Genomic DNA, 22,490 nt, shown 5'->3' on the forward strand with positions numbered 1-22,490 from the left:
AGCCGGGCAAATCCACGGGCCGCATGCCGCCGCATGCAGTGTGTCGGCCCGATTGCAAAGTGCGCCGATACGGCTCAGCCACATCGCGCGTGCTGCAGACAACAAGCTGAATTGGGGACTAGGCAAGCCCGGCATCGCGCGACAGCACTTGCGCAACGCCACTCGCTCGCCTGGAAGAACGCTCGTCCGGATGGCGCCTTGCGCAGCCGGCGGGGATGCTTTTTGATTTTGCTTGCCGGAGAACAACACCATGGCCGACCAGCGCCACAATCCGCCCCTACAACACCCGCTGACACCGGCACCGCTGCGCCAGCCGCATGGCGACGGGCTGGTGCACCGCCCGCAACCCGTGGCCGTACCGCTATGGCATATCGTGCCGCGCATGGCCGGTTACGGCGTCGTGCTGTTCATCATCTGGGCCGTGCTGACAATCATGTTTCCAAATGTGTTTACGCGCTCGTCGGAACGGGCCGTCGTAAACAGCCCTGTCAGCCTGGTGACTTCGCCGGTCGAAGGCGTGGTGATGAAACAGATGGTGGCCGCGGGCCAGCCGTTCACGGCCAACCAGGCGCTGATGATCGTGCAGAACCCGAACGTCGACCGTTCGCTGCTGGTCGACCTGACCGGCAAGAAGCTCGACAACCAGCAGCGCTACGACTCGGCCAAGGCCAAGCTGGAAAGCAACCGCAGGCTGATGGCCGCCACCGAGCAGGACCTGCAGCGCTACAACAGCGCCGCGCAGCGCGAACACGCCACGCGCGTGCGCGCCCTGGAGGCACGCCTGGCATCGGCCAAGGCACAGGAGGACCAGCAAACGGAAGTGGTCAACCGCAACCAGAACATGCAGTGGGCCGGGGCCGTCAGCGAGGCCTACACCAATGCCTCGCGCTACCAGTTGTCGATGCTGTCCAACTCCAAGGCTGCGGCCAAGGCCGAACTGGATAACGCCGTCGGCGAGAGCCAGGCCTCGCGCAACAAGGTCTATACGTCGTCCACCGACGGCCCCAGCGCCACGCTGGCGCAGCGGCGCCAGGTGCTGAGCGCGGAATCGGCGCAGCTGACGGCCGAGCTGGAGCAACTGGAAGCCTATGGCAAGTCGGTCGACGAGATGCTCGCCACCGAGCAGGAACGCATCGACCGCCTGTCCACCCTGGATATCCGCTCGCCCGAGCCCGGCACCATCGAGGACATGATTGCGCAGCCCGGCATGCGCGTCGCCGCCGGGGCCACGCTGGCGCGCGCCAGCAACTGCGCGCAGACGCGCGTGGTGGCGGTGTTCCCGCGCAGCCTGAGTGACAACCTGTTGCCCGGTGCCCGCCTGAACGTGCAGGTCGACGGCATGCCCACGGCGCTGCCGGCATCGGTGGCCGAAGTCCTGCCGCGCGCACCGGACGGCGACCAGGCCCGCTACTTCGTGCCGTTCCCGCCGATCGAGAAGAACGAGATCTATGTGATCGCCAAGCTCGACCGTCCGCTCGGCAACCTGCCCGGCAAGGGAACAGGGACGACGCCGGGAACGGCCGGTACGGCCGCGGCGGCAGCGCCGACCCAGTCCGGCCACTGCGGCATGGGCCGCTGGGCGCGCGTGACGCTGAACCAGAGCTGGCTGGGTCAGCTGCGGGCATCGCTGTAAACGCCTGCGCAGGCAAAGGAGAACCGGATGCAATTGCCGACCCCGACTGCACGCCTGCCCCGCCTGGTTGCCGGCGCGCTGCTTCCCGCCGTGTTCGCGCTGTCGCCATGTGCGGCGCGCGCTGCCGAGCCTGCCGAACCGGCCCAGCAGGCGCTGCTGGCCGATGGCTGCAAGACCCTGGCCGAGCGCGTCAGCCGTGAAGGCGGCAACGGCCCGCTCTTCCTCGCCAGCTATGAACCCGCGCCAGGCGGAGAGCCGCTGGCGCCGGCGCTGCGCAATGCCGCCTTCGTCTATGACAACGCGCTGGCCGGCATCGCGCTGGTGGCGTGCAAGCGCCCAGCCGAAGCGCGCCGCATTGCCGACGCCATGCTGCAGGCGATCCGCCAGGACCGCCACTTCCGCGATGGTCGCCTGCGCAACGCCTACCGCGCGGGGCCGGTGCCGGCGGGACCGGTGCCGCTGCCGGGCTGGTGGGACGAACCGAGCAAGCGCTGGTTTGAAGATGCCTACCAGGCCGGCACCGCCACCGGGAACGTGGCCTGGGCCGCGCTGCTGCTGCTGGCCGTGCATGAGGCCACGCGCGATGCGCGCTACCTCGATGGTGCCGCCGCGCTGATGGGCTGGGTGCATGCCACCGTGCCCGACGCGGGCGCGCCCGCCGGCTACGTCGGCGGCTTCTTCGGCCATGAGCCCAGGCAGACGCACCAGGGCTGGAAATCCACCGAGCACAACGTCGATACCTATGCCGCTTTCAGCTGGCTCGCCAGCCAGCGCAACGATCCGCGCTGGCGCGACGGCGCGGCGCGCTCGCGCGGCTTTGTCAGCGCCATGTGGCAGCCGCGCGAGGGCCGTTTCATCATCGGCACGCGCGACGATGGCCGCGCGCCCAATGCCGGCCCGTCCGCGCTGGATGCGGTGCTGTGGCCGCTGATCGCGATCCCCGATCCGCCGCAGGACTGGCGCCGCAGCCTGGCGTGGGTAGAGGCAAAGCACCGCGCCGGCGCGGGCTACGGCTTCAAGGGCGGTCCCGACGGTATCTGGACCGAGGGCACCGGACAGGCCGCGCTGGTGCTGCAGGCCGCCGGGCAGTCGCAGCAGGCGCAGCCGCTGTGGCAACTGCTGCTGTCGCAGCGCGCGCCGTCCGGAATGCTCTACGCCACGCCTGACGCGCGCATCAGCACCGGGCTGTCGATCGGGCCCACCTCGACCACGGAGGACTTCAACTACTTCCACCTGCCCCACCTGGGCGCCACCGCGTGGGCCGTGCTGGCCGCGGCGCGCTGGAACCCTTTCCGTCCGGGCGGGTGCATGGAACCGTCCTGCCCGCCGCCGGCCATTGCCGCCGCGCCGGCCAATGCAACCACCACCAAGGACTGACGATGTTCGCCCTCTTCCTGGAAAACCAGACGCTGCTGGTCATCAACGGCGGCGTGCTGCTGGCAACGGTGTTGCTCTCGATGCTGTGCCGGCACGAGCGGCCGGCGGACCGTATCCTGTTCGGCGGCGTCACCGCCCTGCTGCTGGGGGTGTACCTGACGTGGCGCGTCCGCGCAACGCTGCCAGAGTGGCAGATGACCTTCACCAGCGTATGGGCCCATGTGTTCTTTGCGTTCGAATGCATGACGCTGGCCTATACGCTGCTGTCGATCGTGGTGCTGGCGCGCACCAGCAACCACACGCCCGATGCCGACGCGGGCGAGGCCGCGCTGCGCCGCGCCAAGCAGGTGCCGCCGGTGGACATCTTCATCGCCACCTACAACGAAGGCCTGGAAATCCTGGAGAAGACCATCGTCTCCGCGCTGGCGATCGACTACCCCGACTTCCGCGTCTGGGTGCTGGACGACACCCGCCGCGACTGGCTGCGCGAGTTCTGCGAGCGCGTGGGCGCCAACTACGTGACGCGCCCGGACAATGCCCACGCCAAGGCCGGCAACCTCAACAACGGCCTGCGCCACAGCGCGGCGGCCGGCGGGGCCCCCTACATCCTGGTGCTCGATGCCGACTTCGCGCCCCATCGCAATATCCTGCTGCGCACCGTGGGCCTGTTCAACGACCCGCGCGTGGGCGTGGTGCAGACGCCCCAGTTCTACTACAACGCCGACCCCATCCAGTACAACCTGCGCGCCACCGAATGCTGGGTCGACGAGCAGCGCGCGTTCTTCGACGTGATGCAGCCGGCCAAGGATGCGTGGGGCGCGGCGTTCTGCATCGGCACCTCGTTCGTGGTGCGGCGGGACCTGATCGACCTGATCGGGGGCTTCCCCACCGGCACGGTGACCGAGGACATCCACCTGACCTACCGGCTGCTGCCGCACGGCTTTGTCACGCGCTGGCTCAACGAGCGCCTGAGCGTGGGCCTGTCCGCCGAAGGCCTGCCCGAATACATCAGCCAGCGCAGCCGCTGGGGGCTGGGCACGATCCAGGTGGCGCTGACCGCCGACGGGCCACTGCGCGGGCGCGGCTACACCGGGATGCAGCGGCTGCACTATGTGCACGGCCTGCTGCACTGGTTGTCGCGGCCGTTCACGCTGATGCTGCTGGCCGGGCCGCTGCTGTACTGGTATTTCGGCGTCTCCACGCTCTACGGCGAGCCGCTGCAGTTCCTGGCCTACGGCCTGCCCGCGCTGGTGGCGTACTGGGCGTACAGCATCTGGGTGACGGGGCAGCGCGCGCTGCCGATCTTTACCGAAGTCACGCAGATCGTCGCGGCGCTGGCGGTCAGCGCGTCGCTGGTCAGTGCCATGTTCAAGCCGTTCGGAAGGCCGTTCAAGGTCACCAACAAGGGGCTGGACCGGTCCAAGCTGGTGATCCACGGCAAGTTTGCCGCGCTTTACGCTGGCTTGCTGGGGTTCTCCGCACTGGGCCTGGGCCGCGCGCTGGTCATGGACCCGGACGCGCAGGGGCTGGCCTTCAACACGATCTGGACCGGTGTGGCGCTGATGCTGTATCTCGCGTCATTGCTGGTGTGCGTGGAGCTGCCGCGCCCGCGCAAGGAAGAACGCTTCCCGCACCACGCGGCGGCACTGCTGCGCGTGGATGGCCGCGAGTACCGCGTCACCACCCGGGATCTTTCCTGCAACGGCGTGGCCGTGACCACGCCGCTGGCGCCCGCCTTCCGTCCCGGCGCCGAGGGCGCGCTGTGGCTGGCGCAGACCGGCTGGATACCGTGCCGCGTGGCGCGCCGCGACGGCCAGTTGCTGGGCATCGCACTGCATACCAGCATGGCCGCGCGCCACGCCCTGATCCGCCTGCTGTTCACCGATCCCGCACACAACATCGCCCGTCAGGGGCAGCCCAAGCTGGCGATCTCGCGTTTCATGCGGCGCGCGCTGATGGGCTGACCACTGCCGGCTCCCAATCACTCTCTCCGGAACAATACATGCGAAGCACCCGTACCCTGCCCCCGCCACGCCTGCTGCTGCCCTGCGCGCTTGTGCTGGCCCTTGCCGCCTGCACAATGGAGCCGAAATACCAGCGGCCCGATGCACCGGTCCCGTCAGCCTGGCCGGAGGGCGCGGCCTACCGCACCCCGCAGGCCAAGACCGCAAGCGGTGCCGCGCAGCCCGGCCAGCCTGCCCAGCCCGCCGGTCCGTCCGCCGCCGACCTCGGCTGGCGCGATGTCTTCATCGATCCGCAACTGCGCCAGCTGATCGAGCTGGCGCTGGCCAACAACCGCGACCTGCGCATGGCCACGCTGGCCATCGACGAATCGCGCGCGCTGTACCAGATCCAGCGCGCGGCGCAGTTCCCCACGGTGGAGGGCAGTGGCGGCATGGTGTCGCAGCGGCTGCCGCCACGGCTGCGTGCGGCGGGACAGCCGGCGCAGATCACCACCTACAACGCGGGCATCGGCCTGACGGCGTTCGAGCTCGATTTCTTCGGCCGGGTGCGTAGCCTCAAGCATGCCGCGCTGGAGGAATACATGGCCACGGAAGAGGCGCGCCGCAGCGCGCAGATCAGCCTGGTGGCGGAGGTGGCCAACGCCTACCTGACGCTGCGGGCCGACCGCGAACTGCTGAAGCTGTCGCAGGACACGCTGAAAATCCAGCAAGACGCGGCCGAGATGATACGGCGCGGGAAACAGGCAGGCGCGATGGCGCAACTGGACCAGCATCGCGCGCAAACCCAGGTGGAGACCGCACAGGTGGGCGTGGAGCAGTACACGCGGCAGGTGGCGCAGGACGAGAATGCGCTGGCGCTGCTGATCGGCGGCCCGTTGCCCAAGTCCGTGACCGATGCCGGCACCGCTGCCACCAACCCCAATGCCCCCGCGCAGGATCCGCTCGATGCGCGCATGCTGATGAGCGAGTTCCCGGAAGGCTTGCCGTCCAGCGTGCTGGTGCGCCGGCCAGACATCCTCGACGCCGAGCACCGGCTCAAGGCGGCCAACGCCAATATCGGCGCGGCGCGCGCGGCCTTCTTCCCGCGCATCTCGCTGACCAGCGCGCTGGGCGTGGCCAGCAGCAGCCTGGCGGGACTGTTCTCCGGCGGCATGGCGTGGGTGTTCGCGCCGCAGCTGACCGTGCCGATCTTCGACGCCGGCCGCAATCGCGCCGGGCTGGATGTGGCCAACGTGCGCAAGGACATCAACGTGGCCAACTACGAGAAGACGATCCAGACCGCGTTCCGCGAAGTGGCCGACAGCATGGCGGCGCGCGCCACCTACGAGCGCCAGGTGCAGGCCCAGGAGGCCCTCGTGCGCGAAGGCAGCGAGACCCGGCGGCTGTCGGAGATGCGCTTCAAGAATGGCGTCGACGACTACTTCGGCGTGTTCGATGCGCAGCGCCAGCTCTACACCGCGCAGCAGGCGCTGATCACCTACAAGCTGGCCGGCCTGACCAGCCGCGTGTCGCTGTACAAAGCGCTGGGCGGCGGGTGGCGCGAGCTGACCGAAGCCGCCCCCGCGGCCAACGGCGGCGCACGCCAGGCACCCGCCGCAGGGCCGCAAGCGGCGGTACAACCCCAGGCCGCCGCGCAGCCTCGGGCCGTGGCGCAGACGCAGGCCGTGGCACCGACCCAGGCCGCTGCCCAGCCCCAGGCTGCAGCGCAACCTCAGGCGCCAGCGCAATCTCCAGCGGTGGGACAGCCCGCACCCGTCGCGGCCACGCCGCGCTGAGCCGGGGCGGCGGCCCGGGACCGCTGAGCGGCGGCGTGCTCCGGGCACGGCCAACTGTACTGAGCCACTGGCCCGCACCTGTATATGGCGCCCGCGCCTTGCTTGCCGCATGATGCGGCAGCATTGCACAGGCCACGCCATCAAACAGGATCCCCAAATTGCCGCAAGCCGCCGTCCACCGCCGCTCGACCCTGATCGCCGTACTGGCCCTGACCGGCTCGATGGTGTCGCTGTGCATCGGCACCTCGTTCGCCAAGAGCCTGTTCTCGGCACTTGGGGCGCAGGGCACCACGGCGCTGCGGGTGAGCTTCTCGGCGCTGATCCTGCTGTGCGTCTGGCGCCCGTGGCGCATGCCGCTGACCCGGGCCAATGCGCGCGCGATCGCGCTGTACGGCGCGGCGCTGGGTGCGACCAACCTGCTGTTCTACATGTCGCTGCGCACCATCCCGCTCGGGCTGGCGATTGCCATCGAGTTCACCGGGCCGCTGGCGGTCGCGGTGCTGTCATCGCGGCGTGCGATCGATTTCCTGTGGATTGCCTTTGCGGTGACCGGCCTGCTGCTGTTGCTGCCGGTAGGGGGTGCCGCCGGCACGCTCGATCCGGTCGGCATCGGCTATGCACTGGCTGCGGGGGTGGGCTGGGCGCTGTATATCGTGTTCGGGCAGATGGCGGGCAACGCCCACGGCGGACAGGCCACCTCGCTGGGACTGACCATGGCGGCGCTGGTGGTACTGCCATTCGGGCTGGCGCATGCCGGCACCGCGATGTTCAGCCCGACGCTGCTGCTGTTCGGGCTGGCGGTGGGCATCCTGTCTAGCGCGATCCCCTACTCGCTGGAGATGGTGGCGCTCAAGCGCCTGCACCGGCGCACCTTCGGCATCCTGCTGAGCATGGAGCCGGCCATGGGCGCGCTGGCCGGGCTGGTGTTCCTGCATGAACAACTGAGCGCGGTGCAGTGGCTGGCGATCGGCAGCATCATCACGGCCTCGATCGGCTGCACCATGACCGCGCGCGGCAAGCGCGAGGTCAGCTGAACGTTCCGGTTGATCAGAGCGCGCTGAACCCGTCCACCGGCAGCCGCTGCGCGCTGCGCGCCGGCTGGGCAAGCGCCAGCGTGACTTCATGCAGGTAGCTGTCCTCGGGATTGCGGCGGCTGGCAAAGCCCAGGCCCCGCAGGATCGCCAGCATGCGGCGGTTCTCGCTGAGCACGTCGCCGCGCAGCCCGCGCAGGCCGGCGGCGCGGGCCAGTTCGCACAGCCTGGCGATCAGGCGCCGCCCCAGTCCCCGGCCTTGCCAGCCGTCGGCAACGACCACGGCGAACTCCCCGACCAGCCCGGACACCACGTATTCCGCACTGGCGACAATGGCTGATACACCATGTTCGTCGGGCGCCTCCACCACCAGCGCCACGCCACCCGGCCCGGGCGCCGCCAGCCCGTCAACAATGCCATCCACCACCCGCCCGCCCGTCAGGAAGCGGAAGTAGCGGCTCTCGCGCGACAGCCCGTCCACCAGTACGCGCAGCGCCCCGCCATCCTGCGGCCGCGCGCTGCGCAGCGTGACCTGCACGCCCCGCCCCACCGTCCAGCTTTCCGCCACACCTGTGCGGGCTTCGCTTTGGAGATCCATCCTGGCACCATCTAGATTCATTATTTGTAGCCAGAGTATAGGAGATAACCTGACTTTTGCAAATGAAGTCAGCATGCTATGCTTGCCAGCATCATGAACCTCACTGCGTCCGACCTTCGCCACTGCTCGATTGCCGCCACGCTGTCGCTGATCGGCGAGAAGTGGACGATCCTGATCCTGCGCGATGTCTTCCACGGCGTGACGCGCTTCGATGACTTCCTGCGCCGGCTGGAATGCTCGCCAGCAGTGCTGTCCGCACGGCTCAAGACGCTGACCGACGCCGGCCTGCTGCGCAAGGTCGGCTACCGCGAGCCCGGCGAGCGCGAGCGCTTCGAATACCGCCCCACCCGCGCCGCGGTGGAACTGCTGCCGGTGCTGGTCGGCCTGATGCAGTGGGGCGACGGCCACATGGCGCCCACTGGCGAAGGGCCGGTACAGATCCGCTCGCGCGCCAGCGGCAAGCTGGTGCGCGCAGCGCTGGTCGACGAGGACGGCGCGGAAGTATCGCCACGCGATATGCGGATCATCCCCGTCAACGCCCAATCCCCGGCTTCGGACCCATAACACCGCCCACGGTGCTGCATCGCACCAGCGCAGCCCACCGCACTGCACCATGAGTGTGCCGCCAGGCCGGCGGCCGCCCCACCACAGCGCATCCCGGCATCACTCCGCCGCACCTGCGCGCAAAAAACCCCCATCCACCGTCACTTACCGGCCTGGCACACCCCTTGCGTAACAGGGTGCGGGCCCGTCAACGGCGACCGGCCCACCCCACATACACAGCCCCTATCCCATGTAGTGGCTGTCAGGACAACGGCGTCCCCTGAACTGGCCTGAACGGCCTGGTTTGCGGGACGCCATTTGTTTTTGGAGCCAAGGACGATGACCGGCAAAGCCACCCGCATCGAGCTGTTCAGCTTGAGCACCCCACAGATGCGCGCCTTCCACCTGACCTGGATGGCGTTCTTCGTCTGTTTCTTCGCGTGGTTTGCCTGTGCGCCGCTGATGCCGGTGCTCAAGGGCGAGTTCGGCCTGACCCCGGGCCAGATCGCCAACATCAATATCGCGGCGGTGGCAGTGACCATCCTGGTGCGCCTGGTAATCGGCCCGATGTGCGACCGCTTCGGCCCGCGCAAGACCTACACCGGCCTGCTGGCGCTGGGCGCGCTGCCGGTACTTGGCGTGGCGCTGGCGCAGAACTACGAGACCTTCCTGATCTTCCGACTGCTGATCGGCGCGGTCGGCGCCAGCTTTGTGATCACGCAGTACCACACCTCGGTGATGTTCGCGCCCAACGTGGTCGGCACCGCCAACGCCGCCTCGGCCGGCTGGGGCAATTCCGGCGGCGGCGCCGCGCAGGCCATCATGCCGCTGCTGCTGGCCGCCGTGCTGATGCTGGGCGCCGACCACGCCCTGGGCTGGCGCCTGGCGCTGCTGGTGCCGGGCGTGCTGATGCTGATCATGGCCGTCGTCTACTGGCGCTTCACCCAGGACTGCCCGGAAGGCAACTACTCGGACCTGCGCGCCCGCGGCGTCGCCATCACCGGTAAAGACGGTGCGAAGGGCGGAAAAGCGGGCGGCGGCTGGGCCAGCTTCCGTGCCGCCAGCGCCAACTATCGCGTGTGGCTGCTGTTCATCACCTACGGCGCCTGCTTCGGCGTGGAAATCTTCATCCACAACATCGCCGCCTCGTACTACGTGGACCGCTTCGGCCTGAGCCTGAAGGCCGCCGGCCTGGCCGCCGCCAGCTTCGGCCTGCTGGCGCTGTTTGCCCGTGCCCTGGGTGGCTGGCTGTCGGACAAGGCTGCGCGCCGCCGTGGCCTGGATGCGCGCGCCACGCTGCTGTTCGTGCTGATCATGGGCGAAGGCCTGGGCCTGCTGTGGTTCGCGCAGGCCGGCAGCGTAACCCTGGCCGTGATCGCGATGCTGCTGTTCGGCCTGTTCACCCACATGGCCTGCGGCGCGACCTATGCCCTGGTGCCCTTTATCGACCGCAAGGCGCTGGGCGGCGTGGCCGGCATCATCGGCGCGGGCGGCAACGTCGGTGCCGTCGCCGCGGGCTTCCTGCTCAAGGGCCTGGGCAGCGTGCAGCAGACGCTGACGGTGCTGGGCGTGCTGGCCACCATCGCCGCGCTGTGCGCCATCGCCATCCGCTTCAGCGCCGAGCACAAGGCCCGCGAGCAGGCCCTGTACGACAGCGCACTGGCCAACTGATCCTGAAGCATCGCCCCCACAGCACAACAAGCAGCACAGACTGACTACGGACAAGGAAAGCATCATGAAACTGATCATCGTCGGCCACGGCATGGTGGGTCACAAGTTCCTCGAATGCCTGGCGGAAGCCGGCGCGCAGAACGTGGAAGTAACCGTGCTGTGCGAGGAACCGCGTCCCGCCTACGATCGCGTGCACCTGTCCGAGTTCTTCGCCGGCAAGTCGGCCGAGGACCTGTCGCTGGTGCCCGCCGGCTTCTTCGAGCAGCACAACAACATGCTGCTGCGCCTGAACGCGCGTGCGGTCGAGATCAACCGCGCCGCGCGCACGGTGACGGTCTCGACCGGCGAAACCCTGTCCTATGACAAGCTGATCCTGGCCACCGGCTCCTACCCCTTCGTGCCGCCGGTGCCGGGCAAGGACCGCAAGGACTGCTTCGTCTACCGCACCATCGAAGACCTGGAAGCCATGCGCGAATGCGGCGCCCGCTCGAAGACCGGCGTGGTGGTCGGCGGCGGCCTGCTCGGCCTGGAGTGCGCCAAGGCGCTGCGCGACATGGACCTGGAGACGCACGTGGTGGAGTTCGCGCCGCGCCTGATGGCGGTGCAGGTCGACGAAGGCGGCGGCCGCATGCTGCGCCAGAAGATCCAGGGCCTGGGCGTGACCGCGCACACCGGCAAGAACACCGTTGAAATCGTCGATGGGGAAAACGGCACCCACCGCATGGTGTTTGCCGACGGCTCCCACCTCGACACCGACATGATCGTGTTCTCCGCCGGCATCCGCCCGCGCGACGAACTGGCCCGCGCCGGCGGCCTGGCGGTGGGCGAGCGCGGCGGCATCGTCGTCGACAACCAATGCCTGACCTCGGACCCGGACATCTACGCCATCGGCGAATGCGCGCTGTGGCAAGGCAAGATCTACGGCCTGGTGGCCCCGGGCTATGACATGGCCCGCGTCGCCGCGCGCCACCTGCAGGGCGAAGCCGCCGAGTTTGCCGGCGCCGACATGAGCACCAAGCTCAAGCTGATGGGCGTGGACGTGGCCAGCATCGGCGACCCGCACGGCACCGTGCCGGGCGCGCGCTTCTACCAGTTCTGCGACGACCGCAAGGAGGTCTACAAGAAGCTGGTGGTGTCTGACTGCGGCAAGTACCTGCTGGGCGGCGTCCTGATCGGCGACGCCAGCGAGTACGGCACGCTGCTGCAGATGATGCTGAACAAGATTGAATTGCCCGAGTCGCCCGAGTTCCTGATCCTGCCCGACAGCAGCGGCAAGGCCAAGCCGGCACTGGGCGCCGACGCCCTGCCCGACACCGCCCAGATCTGCTCGTGCAACAACGTGTCCAAGGGCGAGATCTGCGCGGCCGTGTGCGACGGCGCCACCAGCATCGGCGCGCTCAAGACCTGCACCAAGGCCGGCACTGCCTGCGGCGGCTGCGTGCCGCTGGTCACGCAGATCATGAAGGCCGAGATGAAGAAGCAGGGCATGGCCGTCAACAACCACCTCTGCGAACACTTTCCGTACTCGCGCCAGGAGCTGTATCACCTGGTGCGCGTGGGCCAGCACAAGACCTTTGAAGACCTGCTGCATGCGCACGGCAACGGGCTTGGCTGCGATATCTGCAAACCCACCGTGGGCAGCATCCTGGCTTCCTGCTGGAACGAGTTCGTGCTCAAGGAAGAGCACGCCAGCCTGCAGGACTCGAACGACTACTACCTGGCCAATATCCAGAAGGACGGCACCTATTCGGTGGTGCCGCGCATGCCGGGCGGCGAAGTCACGCCCGAGGGCCTGATCGCGGTCGGCCAGGTCGCCAAGAAGTACGGCCTGTACACCAAGATCACCGGCGGCCAGCGCGTGGACCTTTTTGGTGCACGCGCCGAGGAACTGCCCTTCATCTGGGAAGAGCTGATCGCCGCCGGCTTTGAGTCGGGCCATGCCTACGGCAAGGCGCTGCGCACGGTGAAGTCGTGCGTGGGCTCCACCTGGTGCCGCTACGGCGTGGGCGATTCGGTGGGCCTGGCGATCGAACTGGAGAACCGCTACAAAGGCCTGCGCGCGCCGCACAAGATCAAGTTCGGCGTGTCCGGCTGCACCCGCGAATGCGCCGAGGCGCAAGGCAAGGACGTGGGCGTGATCGCCACCGACCGCGGCTGGAACCTGTACGTGTGCGGCAACGGCGGCATGAAGCCGCGTCACGCCGAGCTGCTGGCGAGCGACCTGGACCACGACACCCTGGTGCGCTACATCGACCGCTTCCTGATGTTCTACGTGCGCACCGCGGACCGTCTGCAGCGCACCAGCGTCTGGCGCGACAACCTGGAAGGCGGCCTGGACTACCTCAAGGCCGTGGTGCTGGACGACAAGCTGGGCCTTGCCGCTGACCTGGAAGCCGAGATGCAGCACGTGGTCGACACCTACGAAGACGAGTGGAAGAAGGCCGTGACCGACCCCGAGACGCGCAAGCGCTTCCGCCACTTCGTCAACAGCGACCGCCGCGACGACAACGTCGCCTTTATCGAAGAGCGCGGACAGATCCGCCCGGCCACGCCGGAGGAACGGAAATTGCGTCACTCCCGCCTGAGCCACATCCCCGTGGTTGCCGTGCCCGCAAAAGCAGCCTGATCCCAAGGAGAACGTGATGAGCCATCCCCACTATCCCGAAACCTGGACCGCCATCTGCACCGTGCGCGATATCGTGCCCAACACTGGTGTGTGCGCACTGGTCGATGACAAGCAGGTCGCCGTGTTCCGCATCGGCCGCGGCGAAGAGGTCTTCGCCATCGACAACTTCGATCCCAACTCGCAGGCGGCGGTGCTGTCGCGCGGGCTGGTCGGCAACCTGGGCGAGCGCCTGGTGGTGGCTTCGCCGATCTACAAGCATCACTTCGACCTGCGTACCGGCGAATGCCTGGAAGCCCCCGAGCATTCGGTCAACGCCTACGCCGCGCGCGTCTATGACGGCAAGGTCTGGATCGCCGCCGACTTGCTCATGCGAGAGGCCGAGGAAGAACTCGCCGCCTGATACCGGCGCACATTCGATGCTCCCCCTGTCCACCAGCCACGCCAACGGAGATGCCGGCATGATGCCTTCCGCCAACCCCCAAGCCCGATCGCGCCTGGTCGTCGTCGGCAACGGCATGGCCGGCATGCGCACCGTGGAGGAGCTGCTCAGGCTCGCCCCGGACCTGTACGACATTACGGTGTTCGGGGCCGAGCCGCACGGCAACTACAACCGCATCCTGCTGTCGCCAGTGCTGGCCGGCGAAAAGACGGTGGCGGACATCATGCTGAATACGCGCGAGTGGTATGACGAGAACGGCATTGAGTTGCTGGCCGGCGACCCGGTAGTGGCAATCGACCGCCCGCGCCGCATCGTCCGCTCGGCCTCGGGGCGCGAGGTGCGCTATGACCGCCTGCTGCTGGCCACCGGCTCCAAGCCTTTCATCCTGCCAGTGCCCGGCCACCAGCTCGACGGTGTGATCGCCTTCCGCGACATCCAGGACGTGGAGACCATGCAGCATGCAGCGCGCAACCACCGCCACGCGGTGGTGATTGGCGGCGGCCTGCTTGGCCTGGAAGCCGCCAACGGGCTGCTGCGCCAGGGCATGGACGTAACCGTGGTGCACCTGCCTGACAGCCTGATGGAGCGCCAGCTCGACAAGCCAGCTGCGGCGCTGCTCCAGTGCGCGCTCGAACGCAAGGGCCTGCGCTTCCTGCTGGGCGCGCAGACCGCGGAAATTCTCGGCACCGACCGCGCCACCGGCGTGCGCTTCAAGGACGGCAGCGAGATCCCCGCCGACCTGGTGGTGATGACCGCGGGGGTGCGCCCCAATATCGAACTGGCCGCCGGCGCCGGCCTGCACTGCGAGCGCGCCATCGTCGTCGACGACACGCTGCAGACCTACGATCCGCGCATCTACGCCGTGGGCGAATGCGTGCAGCATCGCCAGGCCACTTTCGGCCTGGTGGCGCCGATCTGGGACCAGGCGCGCGTGTGCGCCGCGCACCTCGCCGGCGCCGGCCATCGCCGCTACGTGCAGCAAGCCACCGCGACTAAACTGAAAGTGACCGGCGTCGACCTGTACTCCGCCGGCGACTTCATCGGCAGCGAAGACAGCGAAGACCTGGTGCTGCGCGATGCGCGCCGCGGCGTCTACAAGCGGCTGGTGCTGCAGGACGGCTGCCTGGTCGGCGCGGTGCTGTACGGCGACGTGCAGGACGGCGCGTGGTACTTCGACATGATCCAGCAACGCACGCCGGTGGCCGCGCTGCGCCAGCGCCTGCTGTTCGGCAAGGCGCAGTGCGAAGCGCTTGCTGCGTAGGTATTCCGTAAAGCCTTAGAACGCCCCGCCCGGAGAACGCGTGAACCTGTCTGACATCCCGGTTGTTTCGGCAACCCTGACCACCACCACCGCCACCACGTGCCCGTATTGCGGCGTCGGCTGCGGCGTGCGCGCCACCGTGCGTGCCGACGGCCAGGTCGAGATTGCGGGCGACGCGCAGCATCCGTCCAATTTTGGCCGGCTGTGCGTGAAGGGCTCGGCGCTGGGTGAAACCGTGGACCTCGAAGGCCGCCTGCTCCATCCCAAGCTGCGCGGCACCGATGGCTCCCTGCAGCAAGTCTCATGGGACCGTGCGCTGGACACCGTGGCACAGGGCTTTTCGGACATCGTGGGCCGCCACGGCCCGGATTCGGTCGCGCTCTATGTCTCGGGCCAGCTGCTGACCGAGGACTACTACATCGCCAACAAGCTGATGAAGGGCTTCATCGGCAGCGCCAATATCGACACCAACTCGCGCCTGTGCATGTCGTCGGCCGTGGCCGGCCACAAGCGCGCCTTCGGCGAAGACCTGGTGCCGGGCAACTACGAAGACCTGGAACTGGCCGACCTGGTGGTGCTGGTGGGCTCCAACACCGCGTGGTGCCACCCGATCCTGTTCCAGCGCCTGTCCCAGGCCAAGGAAGCGCGCCCCGACATGAAGATCGTGGCGATCGACCCGCGCCGCACGGCCACCTGCGAGCTGGCCGACCTGCACCTGGCGATCCGCCCGGGCACCGACGTGTGGCTGTTCAATGGCCTGCTGAGCTACCTGGCGCGCGAGGGCCGCTCTAACGCCGCCTTCATCGCCGCCAGCACCGCCGGGCTGAATGAGGCCCTGCAGGCCGCGGACGCGGACTGCGCCGATCCGGCTGCCGTGGCACGCGCCTGCAAGCTGAACGTGCAGGACGTGCTGGCCTTCTACCAGCTCTTCGCGCAGACTGAAAAGACCGTGACGGCCTTCTCGCAAGGCGTCAACCAGTCGTCGGCCGGCACCGACAAGGTCAACAGCATCATCAACTGCCACCTGCTGACTGGCCGCATTGGCCAAGCGGGCATGGGCCCGTTCTCGCTGACCGGCCAGCCCAATGCGATGGGTGGACGCGAGGTCGGCGGCCTGGCCAATATGCTGGCCGCGCACATGGAGCTGGCCAACCCGCTGCATCGCGACGTCGTGCAAAGCTTCTGGCAGTCGCCGGTGGTCGCCGACCGCCCGGGCCTCAAGGCAGTTGAACTCTTCGAGGCCATTGAAGCCGGCCGTGTCAAGGCGGTCTGGGTGATCGCCACCAACCCGGTGGTGAGCCTGCCCGACGCCGACCAGGTGCGCCGCGCGCTGGCCAAATGCGAGCTGGTGGTCGCGAGCGATATCATCGAGCGCACCGACACCAACGCCGCTGCGCACGTGCTGCTGCCCGCACTGGGCTGGGGCGAGAAGGACGGCACCGTCACCAACTCGGAACGGCGCATCTCGCGCCAGCGTGCCTTCCTGGCCGTGCCGGGCGAGGCGCGTGCCGACTGGGACATCCTGTGCGACGTCGCGCGCCGCATGGGCTTCAGCGGCTTCGACTACGCCGGGCCGCACGAGATCTTCGACGAGCATGCGCGCCTGAGCGCATGGCGCAACGACGACGCGCCGCGCGTGTTCGATATCGGCGGACTGGCCGGGCTGGACAAGGAACGCTATGACGGCCTGGAACCAGTGCAATGGCCTGTACCCGCGCATGCGACGACTGACTCCCGGCGCCTGTTCCTCGACGGCCGCTATGCCCACGCCGATGGCCTCGCCCGCTTTGTCGCCACGCCGCCGCGCGCGCCGGCTCATGCCCCCGATGACGACTTCCCGCTGATCCTCAACACCGGCCGCGTGCGCGACCAGTGGCACACCATGACGCGCACCGGCAAGTCGGCCAAGCTGGCCGACCACCTGCCCGAGCCCTTCGTCGACATGCACCCGCAGGACGCGCTGCTGTGCGGCGTCGGTGAAGGCAAGCTCGCGCGCGTCAGCACCCGCTGGGGCGCGATGGTGGCTCGCGTGCGGCACGGCGGCGGCATCCCGCGCGGCAGCGTGTTCGTGCCGATCCACTGGAACGGCCAGTTCAGCTCCGACGCGCGCGTCGGCGCGCTGGTCAACCCGGTGGTGGACCCCGTTTCCGGCGAGCCCGAGTTCAAGCACACGCCGGTACGCGTGGAGCCGTTCGGCGTGAACTGGCACGGCTTTGTGCTGAGCCGCGGCGCGCTGCCCGCGCAAGCGCTGACCTACTGGACGCGCGTGCAGGGCCGCCAGTTCCAGCGCTACGAATTCGCCGGCCGCGACGCCGTGGCTGACCGCACCGCCTGGGCGCGCGCGCTGCTCGGCGTGACCGATCCGGACGCCGACTGGCTCGAATACGAGGACCGCACCGCCGGCATCTACCATGCAGGCTATGTCGTCAACGACCGGCTCGAGGCCTGCGTCTACGTGTCGACGCGGCCGGAGCTGCCATCGCGCGCCTGGCTCGCCGGCCTGTTCGGCCGTGAGCGCCTGGAAGACGCCGACCGCATCGGCCTGCTGCTCGGCCAGCCGATGGAGAAAGGCGCCGACACCGGCCCGACGGTGTGCTCGTGCTTCGGCGTGGGCCGCAACACCATCTGCGATGCCGTGCGTAAGCACGACCTGAAGACACCCGCGGAGATCACCGCCTGCGTCAAGGCCGGCGGCAACTGCGGCTCGTGCGTGCCGGAGCTGAAGAAGCTGCTGGTGGAGGTGCGCGTGGCCGAAACGGCCTGATCTTTCACCATGCATTAGCCACCCTTCACGAGAACCAGATTGCGGTCGCCGCGGCATGCCCCCATGCTAGCCGCGCAACCCCGACAAGCCGCCCCGGACTCACGGTGCGGCACCAATCTGGAGACAGCAATGAAGGATGTGAAGTATCTGCATGCCGGACCGCGATGGCTGGCGGGTGTACTGGTGACGGCTTCGGCACTTGCAGGCGCCAACGGCGCGGCAGCGGCCGACAACTATCCGGGCAAGCCGATCACCCTGGTCGTCCCCTACTCTGCCGGCGGCCCGACCGATGTCGTCGCGCGCACGCTGGCGCATGCCATGTCCCAGGATCTCGGCCAGAGCGTGGTGGTGGAAAACCGCACTGGCGCCGGCGGCACCGTTGCTGCGGCCTTTGTCGCCCGCGCCCAGGCGGACGGCTACACGCTGCTGATCCACCACAACGGCATGGCGACCGCGCCGGCGCTGTACAAGAAGCTCTCCTATGCGCCGCTGAAGGACTTCGAGTACGTCGGTCAGGTCGCGGACGTGCCGATGACGCTGATGGGCCGCAAGGACCTGCCGGCCAGGACGGTGCCGGAACTGATTCAGTACGTGACGCAGAACAAGGACAAGGTGTCGCTGGCCAATGCCGGCCTCGGCGCCGTATCGCAACTATGCGGCGTGCTGTTCGAGCAATCGGTCCACGTGAAGCTGAATTCGATCCCTTACCAGGGCGCGGGCCCCGCGCTGACCGCGCTGCTTGGCGGCCAGGTCGACCTGCTGTGCGACCAGACCACGGCCACGCTGCCGCATATCCAGGCCGACCGTGTGCGCCTGTTCGGCGTGACCACGCCCGCGCGGATCAAGGCGCTGCCCAGTGCGCCAACGCTGCAGGAAGGCGGTCTCAAGGGCTTCGACGTCAGGGTGTGGCACGGCATCTACGCGCCCAAGGGCACGCCGCCCGCTGCGGTGGCGCGGCTGACCAAGGCGCTGCAGAAGGGGCTGCAAGACCCGATGGTCGTCAAGAAGCTGGATGGCCTGGGCGCGGAAATCGTGCCGGTCGACAAGCAGACGCCGGAAGGCCTGCATACGATGCTGAAGGCTGAAAGCGACAAGTGGCAGCCGCTGTTGAAGTCGATGAAGATTGAGGCCGATTGATTATTTGGCCGCGCCAAAGCAAAAACCCCCAGCCTTTTGGGCTGGGGGTTCTGCGGGATAAGAGCCTGGCGATGACCTACTTTCACACGGGTAATCCGCACTATCATCGGCGCGGAGTCGTTTCACGGACCTGTTCGGGATGGGAAGGGGTGGTTCCAACTCGCTATGGTCACCAGGCATAAGGGGTTGCAGCGCTGAGGTTGAGGTCAACGCTGCGAATAGGGATGTAGTTGGGGTTGTGCGTCTTGTGTCAACTGTTTCGGCACAGTCACGATCACACACACCAGGCAAAACACACTGGTTATAGGATCAAGCCTTACGGGCAATTAGTACTGGTTAGCTTAACGCATTACTGCGCTTCCACACCCAGCCTATCAACGTCCTGGTCTCGAACGACCCTTCAAGGCGGTCAAGCCGCCAGGGAATCCTCATCTTCAGGCGAGTTTCCCGCTTAGATGCTTTCAGCGGTTATCTCTTCCGTACATAGCTACCCTGCGATGCCTCTGGCGAGACAACAGGTACACCAGCGGTACGTCCACTCCGGTCCTCTCGTACTAGGAGCAGCCCCCGTCAAGATTCCAACGCCCACGGCAGATAGGGACCAAACTGTCTCACGACGTTTTAAACCCAGCTCACGTACCTCTTTAAATGGCGAACAGCCATACCCTTGGGACCGGCTACAGCCCCAGGATGAGATGAGCCGACATCGAGGTGCCAAACACCGCCGTCGATATGAACTCTTGGGCGGTATCAGCCTGTTATCCCCAGAGTACCTTTTATCCGTTGAGCGATGGCCCTTCCATTCAGAACCACCGGATCACTATGTCCTGCTTTCGCACCTGCTCGACTTGTCGGTCTCGCAGTTAAGCACGCTTTTGCCATTGCACTTTAGGTACGATGTCCGACCGTACCAAGCGTACCTTCGAACTCCTCCGTTACACTTTGGGAGGAGACCGCCCCAGTCAAACTGCCTACCATGCACTGTCCCCGACCCGGATTCACGGGTCAAGGTTAGAACCTCAAACAAACCAGGGTGGTATTTCAAGGACGGCTCCACGTGAACTAGCGTCCACGCTTCAAAGCCTCCCACCTATCCTACACAGATCGGTTCAAAGTCCAATGCAAAGCTACAGTAAAGGTTCATGGGGTCTTTCCGTCTAGCCGCGGGGAGATTGCATCATCACAAACACTTCAACTTCGCTGAGTCTCGGGAGGAGACAGTGTGGCCATCGTTACGCCATTCGTGCAGGTCGGAACTTACCCGACAAGGAATTTCGCTACCTTAGGACCGTTATAGTTACGGCCGCCGTTTACCGGGACTTCAATCAAGAGCTTGCACCCCATCATTTAATCTTCCGGCACCGGGCAGGCGTCACACCCTATACGTCCACTTTCGTGTTTGCAGAGTGCTGTGTTTTTATTAAACAGTCGCAGCCACCATTTTATTGCAACCCCTTCACCCTTCTGGCGCAGGCCAGTCAAGCTACCAGGGCGTACCTTATCCCGAAGTTACGGTACCAATTTGCCGAGTTCCTTCTCCCGAGTTCTCTCAAGCGCCTTAGAATACTCATCTCGCCCACCTGTGTCGGTTTGCGGTACGGTCTCGTATGACTGAAGCTTAGAGGCTTTTCTTGGAACCACTTCCAATTGCTTCGCAGCACTAGGCCGCTCGCCCCACATCCTTGAATCCCGCGCCCGGATTTGCCAAAGCGCCTTCTCCAATGCAGGGACCGGGACTTCCAACACCCGGACAACCTTCCGCGATCCGTCCCCCCATCGCATCATACGACGGTGCAGGAATATTAACCTGCTTCCCATCAGCTACGCATCTCTGCCTCGCCTTAGGGGCCGACTCACCCTACGCCGATGAACGTTGCGTAGGAAACCTTGGGCTTACGGCGAGGGGGCCTTTCACCCCCTTTATCGCTACTCATGTCAGCATTCGCACTTCTGATACCTCCAGCATCCTTTACAAGACACCTTCACAGGCTTACAGAACGCTCTCCTACCACGCACATTACTGTGCGTCCGCAGCTTCGGTGACTGGCTTAGCCCCGTTACATCTTCCGCGCAGGACGACTCGATCAGTGAGCTATTACGCTTTCTTTAAAGGGTGGCTGCTTCTAAGCCAACCTCCTGACTGTTTTAGCCTTCCCACTTCGTTTCCCACTTAGCCAATCTTGGGGACCTTAGCTGGCGGTCTGGGTTGTTTCCCTCTTGACACCGGACGTTAGCACCCGATGTCTGTCTCCCGTGATTGCACTCTTCGGTATTCGGAGTTTGCTATGGCGGGGTAATCAGCAATAGACCCCCCAACCATGACAGTGCTCTACCCCCGAAGGTGACACACGAGGCACTACCTAAATAGTTTTCGGAGAGAACCAGCTATTTCCAGATTTGTTTAGCCTTTCACCCCTATCCACAGCTCATCCCCTAACTTTTCAACGTTAGTGGGTTCGGTCCTCCAGTACGTGTTACCGCACCTTCAACCTGGCCATGGATAGATCATCTGGTTTCGGGTCTACACCCAGCGACTCAACGCCCTGTTCGGACTCGCTTTCGCTACGCCTTCCCTAATCGGTTAAGCTTGCCACTGAATGTAAGTCGCTGACCCATTATACAAAAGGTACGCCGTCACCCGTTTCCAGGCTCCGACTGTTTGTATGCATGCGGTTTCAGGATCTATTTCACTCCCCTCCCGGGGTTCTTTTCGCCTTTCCCTCACGGTACTGGTTCACTATCGGTCGATCACGAGTATTTAGCCTTGGAGGATGGTCCCCCCATCTTCAGACAGGATTTCACGTGTCCCGCCCTACTTGTCGTACACCTAGTTCCACAATCGTGCTTTCGCATACAGGGCTATCACCTGCTATGGCCGGGCTTTCCATCCCGTTCTGCTAACACCACTGCTAAAGAGTACAAGGCTCTTCCCATTTCGTTCGCCACTACTTTGGGAATCTCGGTTGATTTCTGTTCCTGCAGCTACTTAGATGTTTCAGTTCGCCGCGTTCGCTTCCCTGACCTATGGATTCAGTCAGGGATGACCCATACGGGCCGGGTTTCCCCATTCGGACATCTCCGGATCAAAGCTTGTTTGCCAGCTCCCCGAAGCTTTTCGCAGGCTACCGCGTCCTTCATCGCCTGTGATCGCCAAGGCATCCACCACATGCACTTGTTCGCTTGACCCTATAACGAGTGTGTCTCGATCGCTCGAAACAGTCGCTACAGGATGAGTTCTCGCATTTGTGCCGTATTCCAAGTCATCTTTCGATCACTTAAATACATTTTGGTTGATACAATCACAACCCGGTATCGCGTTTAACTACTGTGCTTCTCATCAAAGCACCGCGACACCTTTACTACATCCCATATTTTTAAAGAACAGCCGATCTTGCGATCGCTTGGCAATGCCAAATGCAAACGCTCAATGCTAAGCGCTTGCATTTGACTACCAATCCAAGGTACCAGGCTCACTCGTAAGTGATGGTGGAGGATGACGGGATCGAACCGACGACCCCCTGCTTGCAAAGCAGGTGCTCTCCCAGCTGAGCTAATCCCCCTTCGGATAACTTGGTGGGTCTGGTAGGACTTGAACCTACGACCCCCGCCTTATCAAGACGGTGCTCTAACCACCTGAGCTACAGACCCTTGGCTGTAACAGCAAACAAACC

The 22,490-nt window shown here is 65.9% G+C and carries 13 protein-coding genes, 2 tRNA genes and 2 rRNA genes; 12 read left to right on the top strand and 5 right to left on the bottom strand.

Going from position 1 to position 22,490, the window contains the following annotated elements:
• Positions 1–250: 250 nt before the first annotated feature.
• The 5 genes from ACZ5MJ_RS21840 (at position 251) to ACZ5MJ_RS21860 (ending at position 7,783) form a co-directional block, all read left to right on the top strand.
• Positions 251–1,633, top strand: a complete 1,383-nt coding sequence (locus ACZ5MJ_RS21840; RefSeq protein WP_464225736.1) for an HlyD family secretion protein — start codon at positions 251–253, stop codon at positions 1,631–1,633.
• Between the two features lie 27 nt (positions 1,634–1,660).
• Positions 1,661–3,010, top strand: a complete 1,350-nt coding sequence (locus tag ACZ5MJ_RS21845; protein WP_464225737.1) for a hypothetical protein — start codon at positions 1,661–1,663, stop codon at positions 3,008–3,010.
• 2 nt (positions 3,011–3,012) lie between these two features.
• Positions 3,013–4,974, top strand: coding sequence for a glycosyltransferase (locus ACZ5MJ_RS21850; protein WP_464225738.1), 1,962 nt, complete (start codon positions 3,013–3,015; stop codon positions 4,972–4,974).
• Positions 4,975–5,012: 38 nt separating this feature from the next.
• Positions 5,013–6,749 carry an efflux transporter outer membrane subunit gene (locus ACZ5MJ_RS21855; protein WP_464225739.1) on the top strand — a complete coding sequence of 579 codons (1,737 nt, stop codon included), beginning with the start codon at positions 5,013–5,015 and terminating at the stop codon, positions 6,747–6,749.
• Between the two features lie 158 nt (positions 6,750–6,907).
• The gene (locus ACZ5MJ_RS21860; RefSeq protein ID WP_464225740.1) at positions 6,908–7,783 is read left to right on the top strand and encodes an EamA family transporter; all 876 of its coding nucleotides are present in this window, start codon (positions 6,908–6,910) and stop codon (positions 7,781–7,783) included.
• A gap of 13 nt (positions 7,784–7,796) precedes the next feature.
• Here the strand turns inward: ACZ5MJ_RS21860 and ACZ5MJ_RS21865 are convergent, their stop codons facing one another.
• Positions 7,797–8,378 carry an N-acetyltransferase family protein gene (locus ACZ5MJ_RS21865; RefSeq protein WP_464225741.1) on the bottom strand — a complete coding sequence of 194 codons (582 nt, stop codon included), beginning with the start codon at positions 8,376–8,378 and terminating at the stop codon, positions 7,797–7,799.
• Between the two features lie 78 nt (positions 8,379–8,456).
• Between ACZ5MJ_RS21865 and ACZ5MJ_RS21870 the strand changes: the two genes are divergently transcribed.
• From ACZ5MJ_RS21870 to ACZ5MJ_RS21900, 7 genes are all read left to right on the top strand, one after another.
• Positions 8,457–8,942 carry a winged helix-turn-helix transcriptional regulator gene (locus tag ACZ5MJ_RS21870; RefSeq protein ID WP_464225742.1) on the top strand — a complete coding sequence of 162 codons (486 nt, stop codon included), beginning with the start codon at positions 8,457–8,459 and terminating at the stop codon, positions 8,940–8,942.
• Between the two features lie 318 nt (positions 8,943–9,260).
• Entirely contained in the window at positions 9,261–10,592 is a 1,332-nt protein-coding gene (locus ACZ5MJ_RS21875) for an MFS transporter (RefSeq protein ID WP_464225743.1), read from the top strand.
• A gap of 64 nt (positions 10,593–10,656) precedes the next feature.
• Positions 10,657–13,218: a nitrite reductase large subunit NirB gene (nirB, locus tag ACZ5MJ_RS21880; RefSeq protein WP_464225744.1), complete on the top strand. Its 2,562-nt coding sequence runs from the start codon at positions 10,657–10,659 to the stop codon at positions 13,216–13,218.
• A gap of 16 nt (positions 13,219–13,234) precedes the next feature.
• Positions 13,235–13,618 (top strand): nitrite reductase small subunit NirD, encoded by a 384-nt coding sequence (gene nirD, locus ACZ5MJ_RS21885; protein WP_464225746.1) that lies wholly within the window; start codon positions 13,235–13,237, stop codon positions 13,616–13,618.
• Between the two features lie 58 nt (positions 13,619–13,676).
• The gene (locus tag ACZ5MJ_RS21890) at positions 13,677–14,918 is read left to right on the top strand and encodes an NAD(P)/FAD-dependent oxidoreductase (RefSeq protein WP_464225747.1); all 1,242 of its coding nucleotides are present in this window, start codon (positions 13,677–13,679) and stop codon (positions 14,916–14,918) included.
• A gap of 40 nt (positions 14,919–14,958) precedes the next feature.
• On the top strand, positions 14,959–17,682 hold the full coding sequence (locus ACZ5MJ_RS21895; RefSeq protein WP_464225748.1) for a molybdopterin-dependent oxidoreductase: 2,724 nt from the start codon (positions 14,959–14,961) through the stop codon (positions 17,680–17,682).
• A 129-nt stretch (positions 17,683–17,811) separates the two neighbouring features.
• Entirely contained in the window at positions 17,812–18,819 is a 1,008-nt protein-coding gene (locus tag ACZ5MJ_RS21900) for a tripartite tricarboxylate transporter substrate-binding protein (RefSeq protein ID WP_464225749.1), read from the top strand.
• Positions 18,820–18,882: 63 nt separating this feature from the next.
• Here the strand turns inward: ACZ5MJ_RS21900 and rrf are convergent.
• The 4 genes from rrf to ACZ5MJ_RS21920 form a co-directional block, all read right to left on the bottom strand.
• A 5S ribosomal RNA gene (gene rrf / locus ACZ5MJ_RS21905) occupies positions 18,883–18,996 on the bottom strand.
• A gap of 128 nt (positions 18,997–19,124) precedes the next feature.
• A 23S ribosomal RNA gene (locus tag ACZ5MJ_RS21910) occupies positions 19,125–22,005 on the bottom strand.
• A gap of 298 nt (positions 22,006–22,303) precedes the next feature.
• Positions 22,304–22,379, bottom strand: a tRNA-Ala gene (locus ACZ5MJ_RS21915).
• An 11-nt stretch (positions 22,380–22,390) separates the two neighbouring features.
• Positions 22,391–22,467 (bottom strand) — tRNA-Ile (locus ACZ5MJ_RS21920).
• Positions 22,468–22,490 lie beyond the last annotated feature (23 nt).

The organism is Cupriavidus sp. LA-1, assembly GCF_055385985.1.